This window comes from Rathayibacter sp. AY1H3 (genome assembly GCF_002932015.1).
In genome coordinates this window covers 13,414-35,005 of the sequence record NZ_PSUU01000011.1, presented here as the reverse complement: position 1 = coordinate 35,005, position 21,592 = coordinate 13,414, and the positions used below count along the sequence as shown (strand labels likewise).

Genomic DNA, 21,592 nt, shown 5'->3' with positions numbered 1-21,592 from the left:
GGCGATCATGACGCGAAGGCGCGAAATGCACTGAGACGTGGCGCGCCACCGGCGGTCAGGAGCGGAAGACGGCCAGGTTCTCGTTCTCCACGATGGCGAGGGTGCGGACGAGGCGGGTGTAGCGCTCGACGAGCTCGCCCTCCCCCGCGCCCTGCCCCAGCAGGGCCGAGATGCTCTCGGCGGGGAAGAGGGAGACGATCTCCATCGCGACGGCCCGAGCGTGCTCGGAGGAGAGAGTGCGCGCGTACTCCAGAGCGCGGGTCAGCTGCGGCCTCTCCTCCCCCTCCGGACTCGCCGACGGCGCCGTCGTGGCGGCATGGCCGAGGACCGCCACGAAGACGCGGGCGATCTCGTCGACCCGGAGTGCGCGGACCAGGGTCAGCAGACGCGAGGAGACGCGGGAGACGCCGCGCGCGAGGAGCTCTCCGCTGAGGGCGCGCACCTCGATCACGTCGCCGCCGCCGAACTCGCCGGAGACACGCTTGATGCCCGAGGCGAACAGGCTCGAGCCGGCTCCGATGCTCCGCTCGGCCTCGAGGTTGATCTCGACGCGGCCGCGGCCGGTGGCCACTCCGGAGATCCAGCGCTGCTCCACGGGCGGATGCGCGTGCACGGCGCGGACGAGGGTGCCCGGGCCCGGCCCTCCCAGGGCGCCCAGGATGACCTCGGGGGTGCGCGCCCCGGCGATCCTGGTCGAGACGCCGTTGTGCGCGGCGAGCTCGGCGGCCCGTAGCTTGGAGCGGATGCCCCCTCGGCCGGTGCCGCCCTTCTGCACGCCGATGCGGCGCAGCTCCGAGATGCCCAGCTCCTCGAGGTGCACGCCCTCGGCGATGCTGCCGGCGAAGACGCCGGGGACGTCGGTGAGCAGCAGCAGCAGGTCCGCGCCGAGGAGCATCGCCAATCCGCCGGCGACGCCGTCGTTGTCCGAGCCGGCGGAGTCGATCGTGTCGTTGCCGTTGACCACGGGCACGACTCCGGCGTCGAGGGCGTGGCGGATCGCCTCGGCGACGTGTGCCATCTGCCGGGGAGAGGCGAGGTCGGACTCGCCGATGAGGATCTGCGCGATCAGGGCGCCCGAGAGCTCGGCCACCGAGCGGTAGAAGCCCATCAGGACGGTCTGGCCCACCGCTGCCGCCAGGCGGGCGCTGATCGGCTCCTCCTGCGAGCGGGCGAAGAGCGCCCGGCCCGAGGAGACGGCGCCGGAGGAGACCAGCACGACGTCCCAGCCCAGCGCGCGGGCGGCGAAGGCGCTCTCGAGCGCGCTGGCCAGGAGAACGGGATCCGGACCCGACTGCTTGGTGACCGAGCTGGACCCCATCTTGACCACGAGGGTCCTTCTGCGCGGCGCGGCCGGGGCGGTGGCGTCGGAGTCGGCGGGGTCGGGCAGGGCGTCGGACATGGCTCCATGCTAGAGGCGCGGTAGGAGGCCCTCCCTCGCCGAGACCCGGTGGAGAACGCCCCCGGACGGGAATGTCGGGGGCGGATGCGAGACTGCCCGGGACGTCTGGAACCTCCTTCACGGTGCCCCTTGCCGGGCGGTCACGGAGGGGTCCGAGCGGCTCGCCGGTGGATGTCGGTGGCGATTGACATACTCGAACACATGTTCGAACATGGGCAGATGAGCCCCCCTTCATCCCTCGTCTCCGCGGAGACGGCCGAGGCCGCAGAGCCCCTTCTGCGGCAGCTCGCGTCGGTGAAGGAGCTGCAGTCCCGCATCCGGGACATGCAGGCGACCACTCTCGAGACCAGGAGCCTCGCCACCCTGCCGGCCTTCTCCTCCGTGCTCCCGGGCGGCTCGCTCAAGCAGGGTGCCGCCTACTCGGTGGAGGGCTCGATGAGTCTGGCGATGGGGCTGCTGGCCGGCCCGTCCGCCGAGGGCTCGTGGTGCGGCGTGGTGGGCGTCCCGGAGTTCGGGGCCGAGGCCGCGGCCGGCATGGGGATCGACCTCGAGCGCCTGGTGCTCGTGCCCGCACCGGCCGAGCACTGGCTCACCGTCACCGCCGCTCTGGTCGATGTGCTGACCGTCGTGCTCACCCGTCCGCCCGCCTCCGTCTCCTCGACCGACGTCTCACGTCTGGGAGCACGACTGCGCCAGCGGGGTGCCGCGCTCGTGGTCCTCGGCGAGTGGCCCCAGGCCGAGGCGCGGCTCAGCATCCGCAGCAGCCGCTGGGAGGGGCTCGGCGACGGCCACGGCTACCTGCGCTCCCGGGAGGCGATGGTCGATGTGGTCGGCCGGGCCGGCACCCGGGTGCGCACGGTGCGGATGAGCATGCCCGGCGTCGAGAGCGCCTTCGGCTCCCGGGTCGAGCACGGCCGCCTGCACGAGCGGGCGGTCTGAGATGGCGAGCGCACCCGAGCTGCGGCGGACGATCCTCGTATGGTGCCCCGACTGGCCCCTCCTTGCGGCCGCCGCCGACGCCGGCCTCGGCGCCGGGCACCCCCTGGCCCTCACGGAGAAGAGCCTGGTCTTCGCCTCCTCCCCCGCTGCTCGGGCGGAGGGGGTCCGGCGGGGCATGCGCGTGCGCGAGGCGCAGTCCCGTTGCACGGGTCTCGCCGTCCTCCCGTACGACCCGGTGCTCGACCACCGGGCGTTCGAGCCGCTCATCCAGGCGCTCGAGGAGATCACCCCGGGCGTCCAGCTGATCCGGCCCGGTCTGTGCGCGATCCGCGCCCGCGGTCCGCGCCGCTACTACGGGAGCGAGCAGAGCGCGGCCGAGGCGATCCTGCAGCGGCTGGCCGAGCTGGGTCTCCCCGACGCCCGCATCGGGATCGCCGACGGGCTCTTCGCCTCCGAGCTCGCCGCGAAGCACTCCGGCTGCCCCGTCGCCGTCGTGCCCCCAGGAGCAGCGGCAGGCTTCCTCGCTCCTCTCCCGCTCGACGCCCTCGAGACCGAGTCCGTCGCTGCCCCTGCCCGTGCTCCCCGCCGGGGGGACGACCTGGTGGCGCTCCTGCGCAGGCTCGGCGTCCGCACCCTCGGCGCCTTCGCCGCCCTCCCTCGCGAGGACGTCGCCGCCCGGTTCGGACCGGAGGGCGCCCACGCGCACCTCCTCGCCGCCGGTGCGGAGTCGGAGACGGTGGTGCCCCGGCTCCCGCCGGAGCGCCTCGACCGGGCGATGGAGTTCGAGCCCCCTCTGGACCGCATCGACCAGGCCGCCTTCGCCTTCCGCGTCCCCGCGGAGGAGTTCGTCGCCGGGCTCACCCGCGCACAGCTGGTCGCGACCGCCATCCGCATCGAGGTCGTCAGCGAGCGCGGTGAGGTCTCCTCCCGGAGCTGGCTGCACCCGAGATGGTTCACCCCGGGCGACGTGCTCGACCGGGTCCGCTGGCAGCTGCAGGGCAGCGGGGAGATCGACACCGGTCTCGGAGCGCCGATCTCGCGGCTGTGCGTCGAGCCCGAGGCGGTCGACGCGATCGGCAACCACGAGCAGGGTCTCTGGGGCACCGCTCCGGAGGAGCGCGTCCACCACGGGCTGAGCCGCGTGCAGAGCATGCTCGGGCACGAGGCCGTGATGACCGCGTCGATCGGAGGGGGTCGATCCCTCCGCGACCGCCAGCACCTGATCCCCTGGGGCGACCGGGAGCCGGGCGACGCACGGCCGAGGACCCTGCCCTGGCCCGGCTCCCTGCCGCCGCCCCTCCCGCCGACGGTCTTCGCGGAGCCCGCGGCCGTGCTGGTCCGCGGACCGAGGGGCGAACCCGTCGCCGTCGACGAGCGCGGCGCCCTCAGCTCCGTGCCCGCCTACTTCACCCCCGGGACCTCTCAGGCACGACTGGAGCCCCTCGCCGGATGGGCGGGTCCCTGGCCGATCGACGAGCGCTGGTGGGATACGAGCACCGCCGTCCGCTACGACCGCTTCCAGGTGGTCGACGCCGCCGGTGTCGCCTGGCTGCTGCTCTGCCTCGACGGGGTCTGGGCAGCAGAGGCCCGCTACGACTGAACCGGAGCATCCCTCCACCACCGCGAACGAGCACCGAAGGAGCCCCGATGGGCTGGAACAACCCGCCGATCCCCTGGTCGGAGTTCGAGCGCCGCCTCTCCAGCGGCAAGCGCGCCGACGGCACGGTCGTCCGGGGCGACGGCGGCGACAGTCCGGCCTGGTCGCACAAGCGCCCCGCCTACGTGGCAGGGGACGACGTCCGGCCGCCGGCTCATCCGGTGCCCTACGCCGAGCTGCACGCCCACTCCCACTTCAGCTTCCTCGACGGGGCGAGCAAGCCGGAGCAGCTGGTCGAGGAAGCGGTCCGGCTCGGCATCGACACTCTCGCGCTCACCGACCACGACGGCCTCTACGGCATCGTGAGGATGGCCGAGGCCGCGCAGGGGCACGCCGTCCGCACGGCCTTCGGAGCCGAGCTCTCGATCGGGCTCACCTCGCCTCAGAACGGGGTCGCCGATCCGGAGGGGACCCACCTGCTCGTCCTCGCGCGCCGCGAGGAGGGCTACCACCGCCTCGCCCGTGCGATCACCACCGCCCAGCTCGCCGGAGCCGAGAAGGGCAAGCCGAGCTACGACCTCGAGGAGCTCGCGCGCGCCGCCGACGGCCACTGGATCGTGCTGACGGGCTGCCGCAAGGGAGCGGTCCGTCAAGCGCTCGCCGCCGCAGGAGTGGCCGCGGCCGAGCGGGAGGTCCGCGAGCTCGTCCGGCTCTTCGGTCCCGCCAACGTCCTCGTGGAGCTGTACGACCACGGGGATCCCCTCGCCTCGCGCGCCAACGACCAGCTGGCGGCGATCGCCGAGAAGCTCCGGCTGCAGACGGTCGCCACCGGGAACGTGCACTACGCCCGGCCGGAGGAGCGCCCCCTCCAGACGGCCCTCGCCGCGGTCAGAGCACGCCGGAGCCTCGACGAGATGGACGGCTGGCTCCCCGCCGCAGGCGGCGCCCACCTGCGCTCCGGCGCCGAGATGGCCGAGCGCTTCGGCCGCTACCCCGGCTCCGTGGAGAACACGGTGCGCGTCGCCGACGAGATCGCCTTCGGGCTCGGCCGAGTCCGGCCCCGGCTGCCGCGCCAGGAGGTCCCCGAGGGGCACACCTCGATGAGCTGGCTGCGCGAGCTCGTGCGCGAGGCCGTGCCGGCCAAGTACCCCCGCGCCGACGCCGACGTCCTCGCGCGCCTCGAGAAGGAGCTCGCGGTGATCGAGCAGAAGGACTTCCCGGGCTACTTCCTGATCGTCCACGACATCGTCCACTACGCCAAGCGGAACGGCATCCTCTGCCAGGGACGCGGCTCGGCCGCCAACTCGGCGGTCTGCTACGTCCTGGGCATCACGGCGGTCGACTCGATCTTCTACGACCTGCCGTTCGAGCGGTTCCTCTCCAGCATCCGCGACGAGGAGCCCGACATCGACGTCGACTTCGACTCGGAGCGACGCGAGGAGGTGATCCAGTACGTCTACCGGAAGTACGGACGTCTGAACGCGGCCCAGGTCGCCAACGTCATCACCTACCGGCCCAAGTTCGCCGTGCGCGACATGGCCAAGGCCCTCGGATACAGCGCCGGGCAGCAGGACGGCTGGTCGAAGCAGGTCGAGCGGTGGGGGTCCGTCACCGAGAGCACCGACCACGACATCCCCGAGGACGTGGTCGCCCTGACCACCCGGGTGCTGGGCACGCCCCGGCACCTGGGCATCCACTCCGGCGGCATGGTGCTGACCGACCGGCCCGTGGGCGAGGTCTGCCCGATCGAGCCCGCTCGGATGGAGGACCGCACCGTCCTGCAGTGGGACAAGGACGACTGCGCCTGGATGGGCCTGGTCAAGTTCGACCTCCTCGGGCTCGGGATGCTCGCCGCCCTGCAGTACACGTTCGACCTCGTCGCCGAGCACGTCGGCGAGAAGTGGGACCTCTCCACCCTCCCCCGGGAGGAGAAGGGCGTCTACGACCAGCTCTGCCGCGCCGATTCCATCGGGGTGTTCCAGGTCGAGAGCAGGGCGCAGATGGGCACCCTCCCCCGGCTGCAGCCTCGCCGCTTCTACGATCTGGTGATCGAGGTCGCGCTCATCCGCCCCGGCCCCATCCAGGGCGGTGCGGTCCACCCCTACATCCGCCGCAAGCTCGGCGAGGAGCCGGTGACGTACCAGCACCCCCTCCTCGTGACGCCGCTCAAGCGCACCCTCGGCGTGCCGCTCTTCCAGGAGCAGCTCATGCAGGTGGCCGTGGCCGTCGGCGACTGCAATGCGGAGGACGCCGACCTGCTGCGCCGGGCGATGGGGTCCAAGCGCGGGACCGAGAAGATCGAGACCCTCCGCGAGCGGCTCTACCAGGGGATGGCCCGCAACGGCATCACGGGCGAGGTCGCGGACGACATCTACCTCCGGATCCAGGCCTTCGCGAACTTCGGCTTCGCCGAGAGCCATGCGATCAGCTTCGCCCTGCTGGTCTACGCGAGCGCCTGGCTCCGCCTGCACTACCCCGCCGCGTTCACCGCCGCGCTGCTGAGGGCGCAGCCCATGGGCTTCTACGCCCCGCACACCCTGGTCGCCGATGCCCGGCGTCACGGAGTGGAGGTCGTCTCGCCCGACGTCAACCGCTCCCTGGCGCCTCCCGGGCTCGAGGCGAAGGAGGACGCCCCCGCACGCCGGAGGGGCGGCGCCGCCTACGGGAGCGACGACTGCCTCCGCGCCGATCAGCCGCCCACGGGACTGTTCGACCGCACCGAGCACTTCCACACGGACGACCACAGGCGCGACAGCGGCTTCGTGATCCGGCTCGGGCTGGCAGGGGTGAAGGGCATCGGCACCGCGCTCGCCGAGCACATCGTCGCCGAGCGCGAACGCGGCGGACCCTACGCGAGCATGGCCGACCTCTCGCGTCGGGTCGGTACGACCGCGGCTCAGCTGGAGGCCCTCGGCGCCGCGGGCGCCTTCGACTCGCTCGGTCTGCAGCGTCGGCAGGCGCTCTGGGAGGCCGGCACCGCCGCAGGCGACCGCGAGGAGTTCCTCGCCGGCTCCACGGTCGTCGTGCAGCCCCCGCTCCTGCCGATGCTCTCCCCTCAGGAGCGCGTGGTCTTCGACTTCTGGGCCACCGGCATCTCGCCCGACGACCATCCGCTGCGCCACCTCCGCGAGGGGCTCGCTCGCCGCGGCGCCCGCTCCTCGGCCGATCTCCCCGGCATCCCCTCGGGGACCCGGATCGAGGTCGGCGGGGTCGTGATCCACCGCCAACGTCCCTCCACAGCCGGTGGAGTGACCTTCCTCAACCTCGAGGACGAGCACGGGATCCTCAACGTGATCTGCTCCGTCGGAGTATGGAACCGCTACCGCCGCGTGGCCCGCGAGGCACCCGCCCTGCTGGTCAGGGGGATACTCGAGCGCTCCGACGAGGGGGTGACGAACCTCCTCGCCGACAGGTTCGAGACCCTCACGGTCGGCGCTCGCACCACCTCCCGCAACTTCCGATGACCCCTCAGCGGCACCGCCCGCTCGCCCACGAGAAAGCGACACCATGACCACTCTCGACCACGCCGCTCCCGCTCCGCACCTCGATGCGCCGCTCCTGAACGACCGCGAGCTGCGCGAGCGCGTCTCCTCGCTGATCGGACCGGCCTACCGCCGGGCCCTGTGGCCGATCTTCCTCGACCGCGACGGCGTGCAGCTGCCGATCCTCTACCCGGTGGACGGACTCCCCGTGCACCCCGACGAGGAGAAGACCGAGCGGATCGTCGCCACCCTCGCCAAGGCCGTGGCGCACCAGGACGTGGGCTCCCTCGCCTTCGCCCTGGAACGTCCCGGGCGCGCCTTCCTCGGCGAGACCGATCGGGTCCTCGCCCGTCACCTGGCGGCGGCGTGCCACAAGCGGGCCATCCCCCTCCGCGCGCTCCTGCTCGTCCACGACGAGGGAGTGCGGGTCGTGACCGCGACGGAGTACGCCGCGGTCACGCTCTGAGCGCTCGGGCCCGAGGCGGCCGTTCAGGACATCGGCGGCCGGCCACCTGAACAGCCTGCCGCCACGGAGCTCAGGAGCTCAGGAGTTCAGGAGTTCAGGAGCTCAGGAGCTCAGGAGCTCAGGCGCTCAGGCGCTCAGCGTCACCAGCAGCGAGGAGGCGCCGAGATCCACCTCGGTGTCCCCGGGCTGCACCGCGTACTCCCCGACGCCGAGAAGCGTCTCCGCCACCTCCGGCAGGGCGATGCGGGCGGCGGACTCGCCGACGTTGATCGCCACGGTCACCCGACCGCGGCCGAGAGTCAGCCAGCGGGCCTCCTCGTCGAACTCCACGCGGAGCGACCCGAAGCGCGGGTCCGTCAGCTCGGGGTAGCGGCGGCGGATCGCCGCCAGCTCGCGGTACACCTCGAGGGTGCGGGCGTGACGCCCCTCCCCGACCTCGGACCAGTCGAGCCGCGAGCGCAGGAACGTCTCCGGGTCCTGCGGGTCGGGCACGACCTCCGGATCCCAGCCCATCTTCGCGAACTCCTCGATGCGGCCCTTCGCCGTCGCCTCGCCCAGATCCTTCTCCGGGTGCGAGGTGAAGAACTGCCACGGTGTCGACGCCGCCCACTCCTCGCCCATGAACAGCATGGGAGTGAAAGGGCCCAGCAGCGTCAGAGCAGCGGCGATCGCGAGACGCCCCTCGTCGAGGGACGCCGTCAGACGGTCGCCGACCGCCCGGTTGCCGATCTGGTCGTGGTTCTGGCTGCAGACCACCAGGCGCCAGGTCGGCATGTGCTCGGTGTCCACCGGACGGCCGTGGTGACGGCCGCGGAACGTCGAGAGGGTGCCGTCGTGGAAGAAGCCCCGGGTCAGCACCTTCGCGAGGGCGCCGAGCGGCGCGAAGTCCTCGTAGTAGCCCGTGGTCTCCCCGGTCAGCGCGACGTGGACCGCGTGGTGGAAGTCGTCGCTCCACTGCGCGTCGAGCCCGTAGCCGTGCGCCTCCCGCGGAGTGATCAGCGTCGGGTCGTTGAGGTCGGACTCGGCGATCAGCGTCAGAGGGCGCCCGACGTGGGCCGACAGCACGGCCACCTCGCTCGCCATCTCCTCGAGCACGTGCACGGCCCGCTCGTCCGAGAGGGCGTGCACCGCGTCCAGGCGCAGGGCGTCGACGTGGTAGTCGCGCAGCCACATCAGAGCGTTGTCGATGATGTACCCGCGGACGGTGTCCGAACCCTCGCCGTCGAGGTTGATCGAGCTGCCCCAGGTGTTGGCCTTCTCGTTCTTGAGGTACGGGCCGAACTCCGGCAGGTAGTTGCCGCTCGGGCCGAGGTGGTTGTAGACGACGTCCTGGACCACGCCGAGGCCGGCACGGTGGGCGGCGTCCACGAAGCGCTGGTACGCCTCGGGTCCGCCGTACGGCTCGTGCACGGCGTACCAGAGGACGCCGTCGTAGCCCCAGTTGTGCGTTCCGTTCACCGCGTTGACCGGCAGCAGCTCGATGAAGTCCACGCCGATCGAGCGCAGGTGCTCGAAGCGCTCCGCCGCCGCGTCCAGGGTGCCCTCGGGTGTGAACGTGCCGAGGTGCAGCTCGTAGATGACGGCGCCGGCGAGCTCGCGCCCGGTCCAGGCGGAGTCGCCCCACTCGTGCGCCGAGGGGTCGAACGTGCGCGAGAGCTCGTGCACGCCCTTCGGCTGGCGAAGCGAGCGGGGGTCCGGCAGCGGACCGCTGCCGTCCACCCGGTACCCGTAGTCGACCTCGCCGGTGGCCGGGGCCGACGCGGGCGCCCGCCACCATCCGTCGTCTCCGTGGCGGGTCATCGTCAGCGACGAGTCGTCGCCGAGAAGGAGCTCGACCGTCGAGGCCTCGGGGGCCCAGACGTCGAACCGCTCGGGCCCGGTCGTCGGGAGTGCGTAGCGGTAGGGAGTCGTGCTGATCACTGCTGTCTCCAGGAGGGGTCGGATCGGTCTGCGGTGCGGTGCGGAACCGGTCAGGAGACCGGGGCGAGCAGTGCCACGGGGTAGTCGGCGAGGATCTCGGCGACCGGAGTCACTCCTCCCGCGAAGGTGCGGCCGGTGAGGACGTCCTCCATCGGGTGCCCGGGCAGGACCACGACCGTGCCGTTCCACCCGCCCGAAGCGGCGAGGCCCTCGGGGAGCCGGGTCGCGACGGTCAGCGCGCCGCCGCGGTCGAAGGCGATCGCGTGCTCGGCGGCGGGCCCGATCGCGGGGACGGCGGCGTAGCGGGTGAACAGCTCGGGGCGGTCGCGGCGGAGCCGGAGGGCGCGCGAGGTGACGAGGAGCTTCGCGGCTCCCTCGGCGTCGATCGCGGGCTTCCAGCCGCCGTCGATCCGCTCCAGCAGCGCTCGACGCTGCCCGAAGTCGACCTCGCGGCGGTTGTCCGGGTCGACGAGGGAGGTCTCCCAGAGCTCGCTGCCCTGGTAGACGTCCGGGATGCCCGGGGCGGTGATCTGCACGAGCTTCGCGGCGAGGCCGTTCGACCAGCCGGCGGCCGACACCCGCTCGACGGTCTGCTCGACCAGCCGGCGGACGGCGGGCTCGTCGAACGCCGCGTCGATCGCCGCGTGCATCCGCTTCTCGAACTGCTCGTCAGGAGCGGTCCAGTGCGTCGAGTCGTCGGCCTCGCGCGACGCCTTCTCGGCGTAGGCGTGCAGGCGCTCGCGGCTCGCGGGCCAGGTCCCCACGACGGCCTCCCAGAGCAGGTGCTCGATCGGGCCGTCGCCGAAGCCGACGAGGGCGTGGAGCTCGCGGAGCGTCGCCGCCCACGCCTCCGGGTCCTCGGCCAGTGCGGTGATGCGGGCACGGGTGTCCTCGCCGCGCTTCGTGTCGTGGGTCGAGAGCGTGGTGAGCGAGGCGGGGAACGAGGCCTGGCGCACGGCCTTGCGGCGGTGGAACTCGACCAGGTCGATCGCGAACTCGTCCGGGTCCGCTCCGACCTCGTTCAGCGAGGTGAGGCGGCTGAAGCGGTAGAACGCCGTGTCCTCGACGCCCTTCGCCATCACCATGCCGGAGGTCTGCTGGAAGCGCACGGACACCGGCGTGCCGGTCTCGCCGAGCGCCGCGGCGACCTCGTCGATGGTCGCGCGGATCTCGGGACGGCGGCGCACGGCGTCGACGCGGGCGTGCTCGAGGTGCTCCGCTCCGTAGGGGAGGTAGCTGCGGTAGACCGGGTAGGTCGCCAGGAGCTCCGCCAGCGCGTCGTCCGCTCCCTCGATGCCGGGGATCAGGCGGGCCAGCCGCAGGACCTCGGAGCGGAGGATGCCGTCGGCGATGCCGCGCTTGGTGTCGTGGATGAGGTCGGCCCACTGCAGCGGGGCGCCCTTCCCCGTGAGCTCGGCGTCGAGGCCCTCCAGCACGGGGCGGGCGTCGGGGTCGACCAGGATGCGGTCGACGTCGGCCAGGGCGTCGTAGCCCGTGGTGCCGACGGTCGCCCAGTGCGGCGGGAGCTCCTCGTCGCCCTCGAGGATCTTCTCGACCCAGACCGGGGCGCCGCCGATCGCGCGGGCCAGGTCGTCGAGGTATCCGCCCGGGTCGGCCAGGCCGTCCGGGTGGTCGACGCGCAGGCCGTCTGCGAGCCCCTCGGTGAACCAGCGGACGATCTCGGCGTGCGAGGCGTCGAACACCTCGGGCCGCTCGACCGTGATGGCGGCGAGGGTGTTCACCGCGAAGAAGCGGCGGTAGTTCAGCTCGGCGTCGGCGCGGCGCCAGTTCACGAGCTCGTAGCTCTGGCGCGCGTGCACCGTGCGGCCGGAGTCGCCGGGCTCGGCGGTGCCGGGCGCGATCGGCAGGCGGTTCTCGTAGTAGTGCAGCTCGTCGCCGACGACCTCGAGCGCGTCGAGTTCGCTGTCGCTGTCGCCCTCGCTCGCACCGTCGCCGAGGATCGGCACGCGCAGCTTCCCGCCCCCCGCCTCCCAGTCGATGTCGAAGGCGGTGGCGTAGCGGGAGGACTTCCCGTTCCTCAGCAGGTCCCACCACCACGAGTTCTCGCTCGGGGTCGCGACGCCCATGTGGTTGGGGACGATGTCGATGAGGACGCCGAGGCCCTCCGCCCGCGCCGCGGCCGAGGCGTTCGCCAGGCCGGCCGCGCCACCGCGGTCGGGATCGACCTCGGTGTGGTCCACCACGTCGTAGCCGTGGTCCGAGCCGGGCTCGGCCTTCAGCAGCGGCGAGAAGTACAGCCAGTCCGCTCCGAGCGCGCGCACGTAGTCGGCGACGCGGGCGGCGTCGTCGAGGTCGAACGCCGACCGGATCTGGAGGCGGTAGGTGGAGGCGGGCAGACGCACGTCAGGCTCCTGTCGAGGGTGCGGTCGCGGAGTCGGTCGACTCGGCGTGGGGGCTGGTGGGTCCCGTCGAGGAGACGATCGGGATGGCCGAGGTGGCCGCCAGGGACGCGAGCGAGGCGGCGACCGAGTGGTCGACCTCGGGCTCGGGGGTGCTGTGCTCCTGGAGGATGACGAGCGACTTCGCCTGGACGGTGAGCATCGCCCCCGCCGGACGCGGGATCGAGTCCGCCTCGGCGCCGGCGGTGTCGACGAGGACGCTCCACTCGAGCGCGTACTCGTCGCTCGGGATCGCGAACTCGACGTCGACGTCGTCGGCGTTGAAGTACAGGAGGAAGCTGTCGTCGGTGACGGGGCGCCCGCGCTGGTCGCGCTCGCGGATCCCGTTGCCGTTGAGGTAGATGCCCACCGATCGGCCGAGACCGGAGTCCCAGTCGGACGGGGACATCTCGGTGCCGGCGGCGGTGAACCAGACGATGTCGGGCAGGGGCTCGCCGTCGCCGCGCAGGACGGGGCGGCCGTCGAAGAAGCGCATGCGGCGGAAGGTCGGGTGCTCGGCGCGCAGGCGGATGAGCGCCGCGGTGAACTCGAGCAGCGGCCGGTCGGCGTGCGCCCAGTCGATCCAGGTCAGCTCGCTGTCCTGGGCGTAGGTGTTGTTGTTGCCGTTCTGGGTCCGGCCCAGCTCGTCGCCGTGGAGGATCATCGGAACGCCCTGGGAGATCAGCATCGTCGCGAGGAAGTTCCGCTGCTGGCGCGCCCGGAGCGCGAGCACCCGCGGGTCGTCCGTGGGCCCCTCCACGCCGTGGTTCCAGGAGCGGTTGTGCGACTCGCCGTCGTTGCCGTCCTCGCCGTTGGCGTCGTTGTGCTTCTCGTTGTACGAGACCAGGTCCCGGAGGGTGAAGCCGTCGTGCGCCGTGACGAAGTTGATCGAGGCGACCGGGTAGCGGCCCGAGTGCGCGTAGAGGTCGGCCGAGCCGGTGAGGCGCGAGGCGAACTCCCCCAGCGTCGACGGCTCGCCGCGCCAGAAGTCGCGGACCGTGTCGCGGTACTTGCCGTTCCACTCCGTCCACTGGGGCGGGAAGTTGCCCACCTGGTAGCCGCCGGGCCCGACGTCCCACGGCTCGGCGATCAGCTTCACCTGCGAGACCACCGGGTCCTGCTGGACGAGCTCGAAGAAGGTGGAGAGCCGGTCGACGTCGTAGAACTCGCGTGCCAGCGCCGAGGCGAGATCGAAGCGGAAGCCGTCGACGCGCATCTCCGTCACCCAGTAGCGCAGCGAGTCCATGATGAGCTGGAGCGAGTGCGGGTGGCGCACGTTCAGGGTGTTCCCGGTGCCGGTGTAGTCCATGTAGTAGCGCTTGTCGTCGTCGACGAGGCGGTAGTAGGCCTCGTTGTCGATGCCGCGGAACGACAGGGTGGGGCCGAGGTGGTTGCCCTCCGCCGTGTGGTTGTAGACCACGTCGAGGATGACCTCGATGCCGGCCGCGTGGAGCGCCTTCACCATGCTCTTGAACTCCTGGACCTGCTGGCCCTGGTCGCCCGTGGAGGAGTAGGTGTTCTGCGGTGCGAAGAAGCCGATCGTGTTGTAGCCCCAGTAGTTCGAGAGGCCCTTGTCCATCAGCGTGGAGTCGTTCACGAACTGGTGCACGGGCATGAGCTCGATCGCCGAGACGCCCAGGTGCTTGAGGTGGTCGATCACCGCGGGGTGGGCGACTCCGGCGTAGGTGCCGCGGAGCTCCTTCGGCACGTCGGGGTGCGTCTTGGTGAGCCCCTTCACGTGCGCCTCGTAGATCACGGTGCTGTCGTAGGAGGTGCGCGGGCGGCGGTCACCGGCCCAGTCGAAGAAGGGGTTGATGACGACGCCCATCATCATGTGCGGCGCCGAGTCCTCGTCGTTCGTCGAGTCCGGGTCGCCGAAGGTGTACGAGAAGAGTGACTGGTCCCAGTCGATCTCCCCCGAGATCGCCTTCGCGTAGGGGTCCAGCAGCAGCTTGTTCGGGTTGCAGCGGTGGCCGGCATCGGGGTCGTACGGTCCGTGGATGCGGAAGCCGTAGCGCTGGCCCGGCTGGACCTGCGGGAGGTAGCAGTGCCAGACGTAGGCGTCCGACTCCTGGATCTCGACGCGCGTCTCGGTGCCGTCCTCCTCGAAGAGGCACAGCTCGACGCGCTCGGCGATCTCGCTGAACAGGGCGAAGTTCGTGCCGCTTCCGTCGAACGTCGCGCCCAACGGGTAGGCGGTTCCGGGCCAGGTCTCCACGAGACTCCTCAGGGGATTGTTCTCGGGCAGTCCGGGAGACGCCGATGTGCGGTCTGCGGATGCCCGACGTCGGGGGTGATGGTCCGTCACTTCCGCGACGGACCGACTGCTCAGCTTAGCGAGCGTGTCTCGAGCATTCCCCTGACGGTCAGCGCTCATCGCGCGGTCCTCCTCCGGTGGTCACGACCGGCGGCCGGAACCGCCGTCCGTTTCGACCTGCGGGCGCGTGAGCGGGCAGGTCGTTCCGGTGGGTCACGCTCGAACAGTACGGTCGCGCCCGGTCCGCCGGGGAGGGCTGGCGCCGCGCCGGGTGCATCGGCTAGAACGCGCCGGAGGGGCTGTCCGGCCCACGCGGAGGGGCCGGCCGGGCTGGGCAGGAGCAGCGATCGGCTCCGTCGTCGAGAGCGCGGCGCCACGTACCGGGGCGCCGCACCGCGATCAGTGCGAGCCGAGCCTGCGCCGCAGGAGATCGATCCGCGCCTGCAGCTGGGTCACGCTCGCCTGCGCCACCGCGGGTCCGCCGCAGAGCCGGCGCAGCTCGGTGTGCACCTGGCCGTGCGACTCGCCCGTCCCCCGTGCCCACAGGCCGACCAGGGAGTTGAGCAGGCTGCGCTGCTCCTTGAGCGTGCGGTAGAGCGGTGCCGGGATCTCGCTCGCCGGCTCGGCCGGGGCCGCCGCGCCCGCGCGGCTGCCGGCGCGCTTGGCCTGCCGCTGCTGCCGGTGCTGGAGCAGCTCCCGCACCTGGTCGGGCTCGAGGAGCCCCGGCAGGCCGATGAAGTCGAGCTCCTCCTCGCTCTCGACCTCGACCTCCATCCCGAACTCGGCGCCCTCGTAGACGACGCGGTCGAAGGTGGCGGCCGAGCCGATCGACTCGAAGCGGCCCTCCTCCAGGAGATCGGAGGACGCCTTGTCGCTGCGCTCGGCGTCGGCCATCAGGTCGGCCTCGGGGTACTCCTCGTCGTCGGAGGTCCTGCGGTCGAGGGCGTGATCGCGCTGCAGCTCCATCGAGCCCGCCAGCGCGAGCAGGCCGGGCACGTTCGGGAGGAACACCGAGGCGGTCTCGCCGCGGCGCCGCGCGCGCACGAAGCGGCCGATCGCCTGGGCGAAGAACAGAGGAGTCGACGCCGATGTCGCGTAGACGCCGACGGCGAGCCTCGGCACGTCGACGCCCTCGGAGACCATGCGGACCGCGACCATCCAGCGACTGGTGTCCTTCGCGAACTCCTCGATCCGGTCGCTCGCCTCCTTCTCGTCGGAGAGCACGACGGTGACGGTCTCGCCGCTGATGTCGCGGAGCATCGCGGCGTAGGCGCGCGCGGTGTAGTGGTCGGTCGCGATGACCAGGCCGCCGGCGTCGGGCACGGCGCGCCGCACCTCGGTGAGGCGGGTGTTCGCGGCGCGGAGGACAGAGGGGATCCAGTCGCCCTTCGGGTCCAGCGCGGTCCGCCAGGCCTGCGAGGTGATGTCCTTGGTGTTGCCCTCGCCGAGCCGCGCCTCCATCTCGTCGCCGGCCTTCGACTTCCAGCGCATCTGCCCGGCGTAGACCATGAACAGCACCGGCCGGACGACGCCGTCCGCGAGCGCGCGGCCGTAGCCGTAGGCGTAGTCGGTGAGCGAGGTGCGGATGCCCTCCTCGTCCGGCAGGTAGCTGACGAACGGGATCGCTGCCGTGTCCGAGCGGAACGGCGTCCCGGTCAGCGAGAGCCGGCGGACGGCGGGCTCGAAGGCCTCGCGCACCGCGTCGCCCCAGCTGAGCGCGTCGCCGGCGTGGTGCACCTCGTCGAGGATGACGAGGGTGCGCCCGGACAGGGTGAGCTCGCGGTGGAGCTCGGCGCGGACCGCGACCTGCGCGTAGGTGACGGCGACGCCGTGGTAGTGGCGGGCGTGGCGGCCCATGCGGTTGGTGAAGGTCGGGTCCAGGCGGATGCCGACGCGGTGCGCGGCCTCGGCCCACTGGCGCTTGAGGTGCTCCGTCGGCGCGACCACGGTGATCCGGTCGACCGTGCGGTTGTGCAGCAGCTCGGCGGCCAGCCGCAGCGCGAAGGTGGTCTTGCCCGCGCCCGGGGTCGCGGCGGCCAGGAAGTCGCGCGGCTCGTGCTGGAAGTAGGCCTCGAGCGCCTCCGCCTGCCAGGCGCGGAGCTTGTTCGCGGTACCCCACGGCGCCCTGCCCGGGAACGACGGGGACAGGTGCTCAGCGGCGGAGGTGCCGACCTGATGACCGAAGCTCGAGGGACTGTTCACGTGGACCGAATCTAGCCGACGCCTCCGACAGCGGCTCGGTCTCCGCGGCCCGCCGGGAGGCGCACGGCGTGTCGCGCCGTGCCACCGGCGGCCTGGTGCGGAGCATGATGGAGGGATGGTCGAGCAGCGTCATCCGTGGTCCCGCTACGTCGCCCTGGGCGACTCCTTCACCGAGGGGATCGGCGATCCCGAGCCCGGCAGCCCCGGCGGGCACCGCGGCTGGGCGGACCGCGTGGCGGAGGTCCTGGGCAGCCAGAACGAGGACTTCGCCTACGCCAACCTGGCGGTGCGCGGCCGCCTCCTGCAGCAGATCGTCGACGAGCAGGTCGAGCCCGCCCTGGAGCTGCGCCCCGACCTCATCACCATCTCCGCGGGCGGGAACGACGTCATCCGCCCGGGGACGGACCCCGACGACATCGCGTCCCGCTTCGAGTCGGGCCTCGCCCGGCTCCGCTCCGACGGGGCGACCGTCGTCCTCTTCACCGGAGTGGACGTGGGCTTCTCCCCCGTGTTCGGGCGGATCCGCGGGAAGGTCGCGATCTACAACGAGAACCTGCGGGCGCTGGCCAAGCGGTACGACTGCATCGTCGCCGACCAGTGGTCCCTCCAGGAGATCCAGGACGTGCGGATGTGGGCGCCGGACCGCCTGCACCTCAACCCGCACGGCCACCACGAGGTCGCGCGCATGGTCCTCGAGTCGCTGAACGTCGAGAACGACCTGCGCCCCCTCGCCCCGGAGCCGCTGCACGCCCGCACGTGGCGTGCCGCCCGCACGGAGGACATCCAGTGGGCGCGGGAGTACCTCGTGCCGTGGGTGCTGCGCCGAGTCCGCCACCAGTCCTCCGGCGACTTCATCACCGCCAAGCGGCCCTCCGCCGAGCGCTGGAGCATCGATCCCGCGGCCTCGGAGCCGGGCTCGGTCGTGCCGGGCAACGCGACGCCGGAGGAGGTCGCCGAGGACATCGCGACCGCGGGCGTGCGGATCATCGGCGATAGGGCCGCGGATCCCCTGGCCTGATCCGCTCCCGGGAGGCGGCGGCTCGCCCCGCGCTCAGCCGAACAGCTCGGCCGGGTGGCCGAGGCGCCAGGCGAAGCCCGGGTCCTCGATCGACCCGTCGGCGACGAGGGGAAGCTCGTACGGGGTGCCGTTGACGTCGACGGTCGCGGTCCCCACGCGCTCGCCGTCGGCGACGGTCTCGAGCGGATCGAGGGCGACCGTGGTCGTCGTCGAGACCGCGCCCCACACCAGCACGGACCGCGCCTCCGCGGTCTCGGCCGTCGCCGTCTCCCCCCAGGCGCTCGTGAGGGTGCCGTACTCCTGCCCCTCGACGGTCAGCGGGACGGTCCGGAAGCCCGCCTCGACGGTCGGGACGAGGGTCAGCACGTCCGCGGCGAGCTGCGGGTGCGTGCGCGCGCCCACCACCACGCCGACCAGGGTGACCGGCCGGCCCTCGACGGTCGAGTCGAGCGAGAACAGCAGGCACGAGCCCGCCTCGTCGGTCGTCCCCGTCTTGATCCCGTCCACTCCCGAGCGGCCGAGGAGCGAGTTGGTGTTGTCGACCTCGCCGACCCCCGGGATGACCGCGGTCGGCATCGCGACGATCGGAGCGAGCACCGGGTCCGCGATCAGCAGCTCGCCCAGGCGCACCATCTCGGCCGTCGTGCTGACCGTCGCCGGCGAGAGCCCGCTGGTGTCGGCGAGGGAGGTCCGCTCGAGCCCCTGCCCGTCGAGCCAGCCGCGCGCCGCGGCGAGGAAGGCGTCCTCCGAGCCGTACGCCCAGATCGCGAGCGACTTCGCGTAGTTGTTCGCGGACGGGAGCATCATGGCGGTCAGCGCCTCCCGCTCGGTCAGCTGCAGACCCGCGGTGACCGGAGCGTTCGAGCCGTTCTCGGCCAGGGTGTCGTTGTAGTACTGCACGTCCGCGCTCGTGAAGGTGATGGTCTCCCCGTCCGTCCCCGCCGCGATCGGCTTCGCCGCGAGGACGACGAGAGCGGTGACGACCTTGGCGATGCTCCCCGTCGGCACGGTTCCGGTGGAGCCGTAGCGGGCGAGCAGCCCGTCCTCCTCCGTCCCGTCGATGCCCACGGCCGCCACGGCGCCGGAGCCGTAGGCAGGCCAGGCCAGAGCGGGCGCGTCGACGGTGCTCGAGACGGGGTCCACCGCGACGGCGCTCGCCGTCGGCAGCTCCGCGGTCGCCGCGTTGGTCGCGTAGGCACCGCCTCCACCGACCAGCACGGTCGCGGCGACGAGACCGGCGACGACCGCCCCGCGCCGTCGACGCGGTCGCGGCTCCGGCGCGGCGGGCTCCCCGAACAGGTCGAGGGCGTCGTCGGATCGGGTCGGGGAGGTCACCCCGTCATCGTACGGGCGGGCCTCTCACCCGTCCCGGACGCCGCCCCGTCGTCGGACGCGGCGGGTGACGCGCGGCACCGACCCCGATCCAGCGTCGGGAGCGTCAGCAGCAGGTCACCGCGGGGCCGCCGAGCGCCGGAGCCGGGCGGTCAGCGCCCGCGGGTCAGCGCCCACAGTGCGACGGCGCTCGCCGAGGCCACGTTGAGCGAGTCGACGCCGTGCAGCATCGGGATGGTGACGACGGTGTCCGAGGCGTCCAGCGCCGCGCGGCTGAGCCCGTCCCCCTCGGCGCCCAGGACGATCGCGACGCGCTCGGGGCGAGCCGCCGCGTACTCGTCGAGCGGCACCGCGTCCGGAGCGAGCGCCAGCGCGGCGACCGAGAAGCCGGCCTCCTCCAGAGCGCGGCGAGCCGGTGCCCACTCGGGGGTGCGCGTCCACGGCACCTGCAGGACCGTGCCCATGCTCACCCGGACGCTGCGCCGGTACAGGGGGTCCGCGCACCGCGGCGTCACGAGCACCGCGTCCGCGCCCATGCCGGCCGCGGCGCGGAAGACGGCGCCGACGTTGGTGTGGTCGACCAGGTCCTCCAGGATCACGACAAGGCGCGCGCCCTCCAGCAGCTCGGCCATCGGCCGCAGCGGCGGACGGTGCATCGAGGCGAGCGCTCCGCGGTGGAGGTGGAACCCGGTCAGCTCCTCGATCAGCGGATCCGGTGCCACGAAGACCGGCACCTCGGGATGACGCTCGAGCACCCCGGCCGCGTCCGGCAGCCGCTTCTCCTGCACCAGGACCGAGCGGGGACGGTGCCCGGCGTCGAGCGCCCGCTCGATCACCTTGGCCGACTCGGCGATGTACAGACCGCCCTCCGGCTCCAGCACCCGCCGCAGCGCCACGTCGGTGAGGCGGTGGTAGTCGGCGAGGAGCGGGTGGTCGAGGTCGGTGATGAGCACGATCGGCATCCCGGCAATCTAGGGCACGGCGCGGACTAAACTCGTCCAGGGGCCGCTCGAACGGCCCTCGAAGGAGGCGCGGATGGAGTCGAGTCCGACACCGGTCGCCGAGGGCCCCGAGGCGCTCGCGGTCGAGCAGGCCGTCGAACTCCTCAGCGGGCGCCGCATCGCCGCCGTCACCGGCGCGGGCATGAGCACCGACTCGGGCATCCCCGACTACCGCGGAGCCGGGGCACCGGTGCGCAGCCCGATGACCTACTCCCAGTTCGTCGCCGATCCCGACTACCGCCGCCGGTATTGGGCCGGCAGCCAGCTCGGCTGGCGCCGCTTCACCAGCACGCTCCCCAACGACGGCCACCGGGCCCTGGCCCGGCTCGAGGAGCGCGGCCTGCTCACGGGCGTCGTCACCCAGAACGTCGACGGCCTGCACGTCCGGGCCGGCTCGCGCCGCGTCGTGGATCTGCACGGCTCGGCGGACCGTGTGCGCTGCATGACCTGCGGCCAGTACTTCGCCCGCGACGCGGTGGCCGAGCGGATCGAGGCGCTCAACCCCTGGCTCGACGACCCCGACGTCTCCTCCCTCAACCCCGACGGCGACGCCGAGGTCCACGACGTCTCGGCGATGACCGTCCCCGAGTGCACGGTCTGCGGCGGGATCCTGAAGCCGGACATCGTCTTCTTCGGCGAGTTCATCCCGACCGAGCGGTTCGAGGAGGCGCGCGCCATCGTCGCGGGCGCCGACGCGCTGCTCGTGGCCGGCTCGTCGCTCGTGGTCAACTCCGGCATCCGCTTCCTCGAGATCGCCCGTCGCGCCCGGATGCCGATCGTGATCGTCAACCGCGGCACCACCAAGGGCGACTCGCGCGCGAGCATCAAGATCGACGGCGGCACCAGCGAGGTGCTCCGCGAGCTCGCCGAGCGCCTGCCCGCGCGCCGCACCGCCGCCCTCTGAGCTCCCGCCCGCTCCGCACCCGACCTCCCGAGAGGCCCCTGTGACCCAGCTCACCCTCGTCCGCCACGGCCAGACCGACTGGAACGCCGCCCGGCGCATCCAGGGCAGGAGCGACATCCCGCTCAATGCGACCGGGCGCGCCCAGGCGCGGGCGGCGGCGCGGCTGCTCGCCGACCGGCGCTTCGACGCGGTGGTCGCCAGTCCGCTGCAGCGCGCCTTCGACACCGGAGCGATCATCGCGCGCGGTCTCGGACTCGACGAGCCGCTGGCGGCGCCGGGCCTGGCCGAGCGCGCCTACGGCGAGGCGGAGGGGATGACCGGTCCCGAGCTCGCCGAGCGCTTCCCCGGAGGCATCGAGCGCGCGCCGATCCCCGGCTGCGAGACCCGCGCCGAGGTCGTCGAGCGGGCGACCGCCGCGCTGCTCGAGGTGGCCGAGCGCTTCCCCGACGCGTCCGTCGTCGTCGCCACGCACGGTGCGGTCATCGGCAGCCTGATCCGCGCGCTCAGCAGCGAGGACCTCCCCGCGCACGGCGTCTCGGTCGGCAACGGCTCCCGGCACGACTTCGCGATCGTCGACGGGGCTCTGCGCATCGTCGGCGTCGACGACTCCGGCGACGTGGTCGTGGCGGACGTCGACCTCGACGACGTGCTCAGCCCGGCCCCGGGAGCCTGACGG

At 72.7% G+C, this 21,592-nt stretch carries 14 protein-coding genes; 7 read left to right on the top strand and 7 right to left on the bottom strand.

Annotation, left to right across the window (positions count from 1 at the left end; genetic code table 11):
- Window positions 1–55 precede the first annotated feature (55 nt).
- Window positions 56–1,399, bottom strand: coding sequence for a glutamate 5-kinase (gene proB / locus C5C33_RS06250; RefSeq protein WP_104222000.1), 1,344 nt, complete (start codon window positions 1,397–1,399; stop codon window positions 56–58).
- 219 nt (window positions 1,400–1,618) lie between these two features.
- On the opposite strand from proB, the gene C5C33_RS06245 reads away from it, so the two are divergent.
- The 4 genes from C5C33_RS06245 to C5C33_RS06230 are packed head-to-tail and all read left to right on the top strand — an operon-like array spanning window position 1,619 to window position 7,883.
- Complete coding sequence (locus tag C5C33_RS06245) at window positions 1,619–2,338, top strand: hypothetical protein (RefSeq protein ID WP_104246819.1); 720 nt, start codon at window positions 1,619–1,621, stop codon at window positions 2,336–2,338.
- A 1-nt stretch (window position 2,339) separates the two neighbouring features.
- Entirely contained in the window at window positions 2,340–3,938 is a 1,599-nt protein-coding gene (locus C5C33_RS06240; RefSeq protein ID WP_104246818.1) for a DNA polymerase Y family protein, read from the top strand.
- A 47-nt stretch (window positions 3,939–3,985) separates the two neighbouring features.
- Window positions 3,986–7,399 (top strand): error-prone DNA polymerase, encoded by a 3,414-nt coding sequence (locus C5C33_RS06235; protein WP_104260692.1) that lies wholly within the window; start codon window positions 3,986–3,988, stop codon window positions 7,397–7,399.
- 43 nt (window positions 7,400–7,442) lie between these two features.
- Complete coding sequence (locus C5C33_RS06230; RefSeq protein ID WP_104221992.1) at window positions 7,443–7,883, top strand: hypothetical protein; 441 nt, start codon at window positions 7,443–7,445, stop codon at window positions 7,881–7,883.
- 126 nt (window positions 7,884–8,009) lie between these two features.
- On the opposite strand, the gene treZ is transcribed toward C5C33_RS06230, so the two are convergent.
- From treZ to C5C33_RS06210, 4 genes are all read right to left on the bottom strand, one after another.
- Entirely contained in the window at window positions 8,010–9,803 is a 1,794-nt protein-coding gene (treZ, locus tag C5C33_RS06225) for a malto-oligosyltrehalose trehalohydrolase (protein ID WP_258069189.1), read from the bottom strand.
- A 50-nt stretch (window positions 9,804–9,853) separates the two neighbouring features.
- Entirely contained in the window at window positions 9,854–12,166 is a 2,313-nt protein-coding gene (gene treY / locus C5C33_RS06220) for a malto-oligosyltrehalose synthase (protein WP_104260691.1), read from the bottom strand.
- 1 nt (window position 12,167) lies between these two features.
- Window positions 12,168–14,420: a glycogen debranching protein GlgX gene (glgX, locus tag C5C33_RS06215; RefSeq protein WP_104260690.1), complete on the bottom strand. Its 2,253-nt coding sequence runs from the start codon at window positions 14,418–14,420 to the stop codon at window positions 12,168–12,170.
- A gap of 438 nt (window positions 14,421–14,858) precedes the next feature.
- Window positions 14,859–16,661 carry a DEAD/DEAH box helicase gene (locus tag C5C33_RS06210; RefSeq protein WP_104260689.1) on the bottom strand — a complete coding sequence of 601 codons (1,803 nt, stop codon included), beginning with the start codon at window positions 16,659–16,661 and terminating at the stop codon, window positions 14,859–14,861.
- A gap of 115 nt (window positions 16,662–16,776) precedes the next feature.
- Here C5C33_RS06210 and C5C33_RS06205 point away from each other — a divergent pair, with 115 nt between their 5' ends.
- Window positions 16,777–17,679, top strand: coding sequence for an SGNH/GDSL hydrolase family protein (locus C5C33_RS06205; protein ID WP_104246814.1), 903 nt, complete (start codon window positions 16,777–16,779; stop codon window positions 17,677–17,679).
- 33 nt (window positions 17,680–17,712) lie between these two features.
- Here C5C33_RS06205 and C5C33_RS06200 read toward each other — a convergent pair whose 3' ends face one another.
- A complete protein-coding gene (locus C5C33_RS06200) occupies window positions 17,713–19,014 on the bottom strand; it encodes a D-alanyl-D-alanine carboxypeptidase family protein (protein ID WP_104260688.1) in 1,302 nt (433 codons plus the stop codon).
- A 149-nt stretch (window positions 19,015–19,163) separates the two neighbouring features.
- Window positions 19,164–19,973, bottom strand: coding sequence for an RNA methyltransferase (locus tag C5C33_RS06195; protein WP_104260687.1), 810 nt, complete (start codon window positions 19,971–19,973; stop codon window positions 19,164–19,166).
- A gap of 73 nt (window positions 19,974–20,046) precedes the next feature.
- Between C5C33_RS06195 and C5C33_RS06190 the strand changes: the two genes are divergently transcribed.
- Both C5C33_RS06190 and C5C33_RS06185 read left to right on the top strand, forming a co-directional pair.
- The gene (locus C5C33_RS06190) at window positions 20,047–20,916 is read left to right on the top strand and encodes a Sir2 family NAD-dependent protein deacetylase (RefSeq protein ID WP_104250355.1); all 870 of its coding nucleotides are present in this window, start codon (window positions 20,047–20,049) and stop codon (window positions 20,914–20,916) included.
- Between the two features lie 40 nt (window positions 20,917–20,956).
- Complete coding sequence (locus tag C5C33_RS06185) at window positions 20,957–21,589, top strand: histidine phosphatase family protein (RefSeq protein WP_104260686.1); 633 nt, start codon at window positions 20,957–20,959, stop codon at window positions 21,587–21,589.
- The last annotated feature ends 3 nt before the right edge of the window (window positions 21,590–21,592 follow it).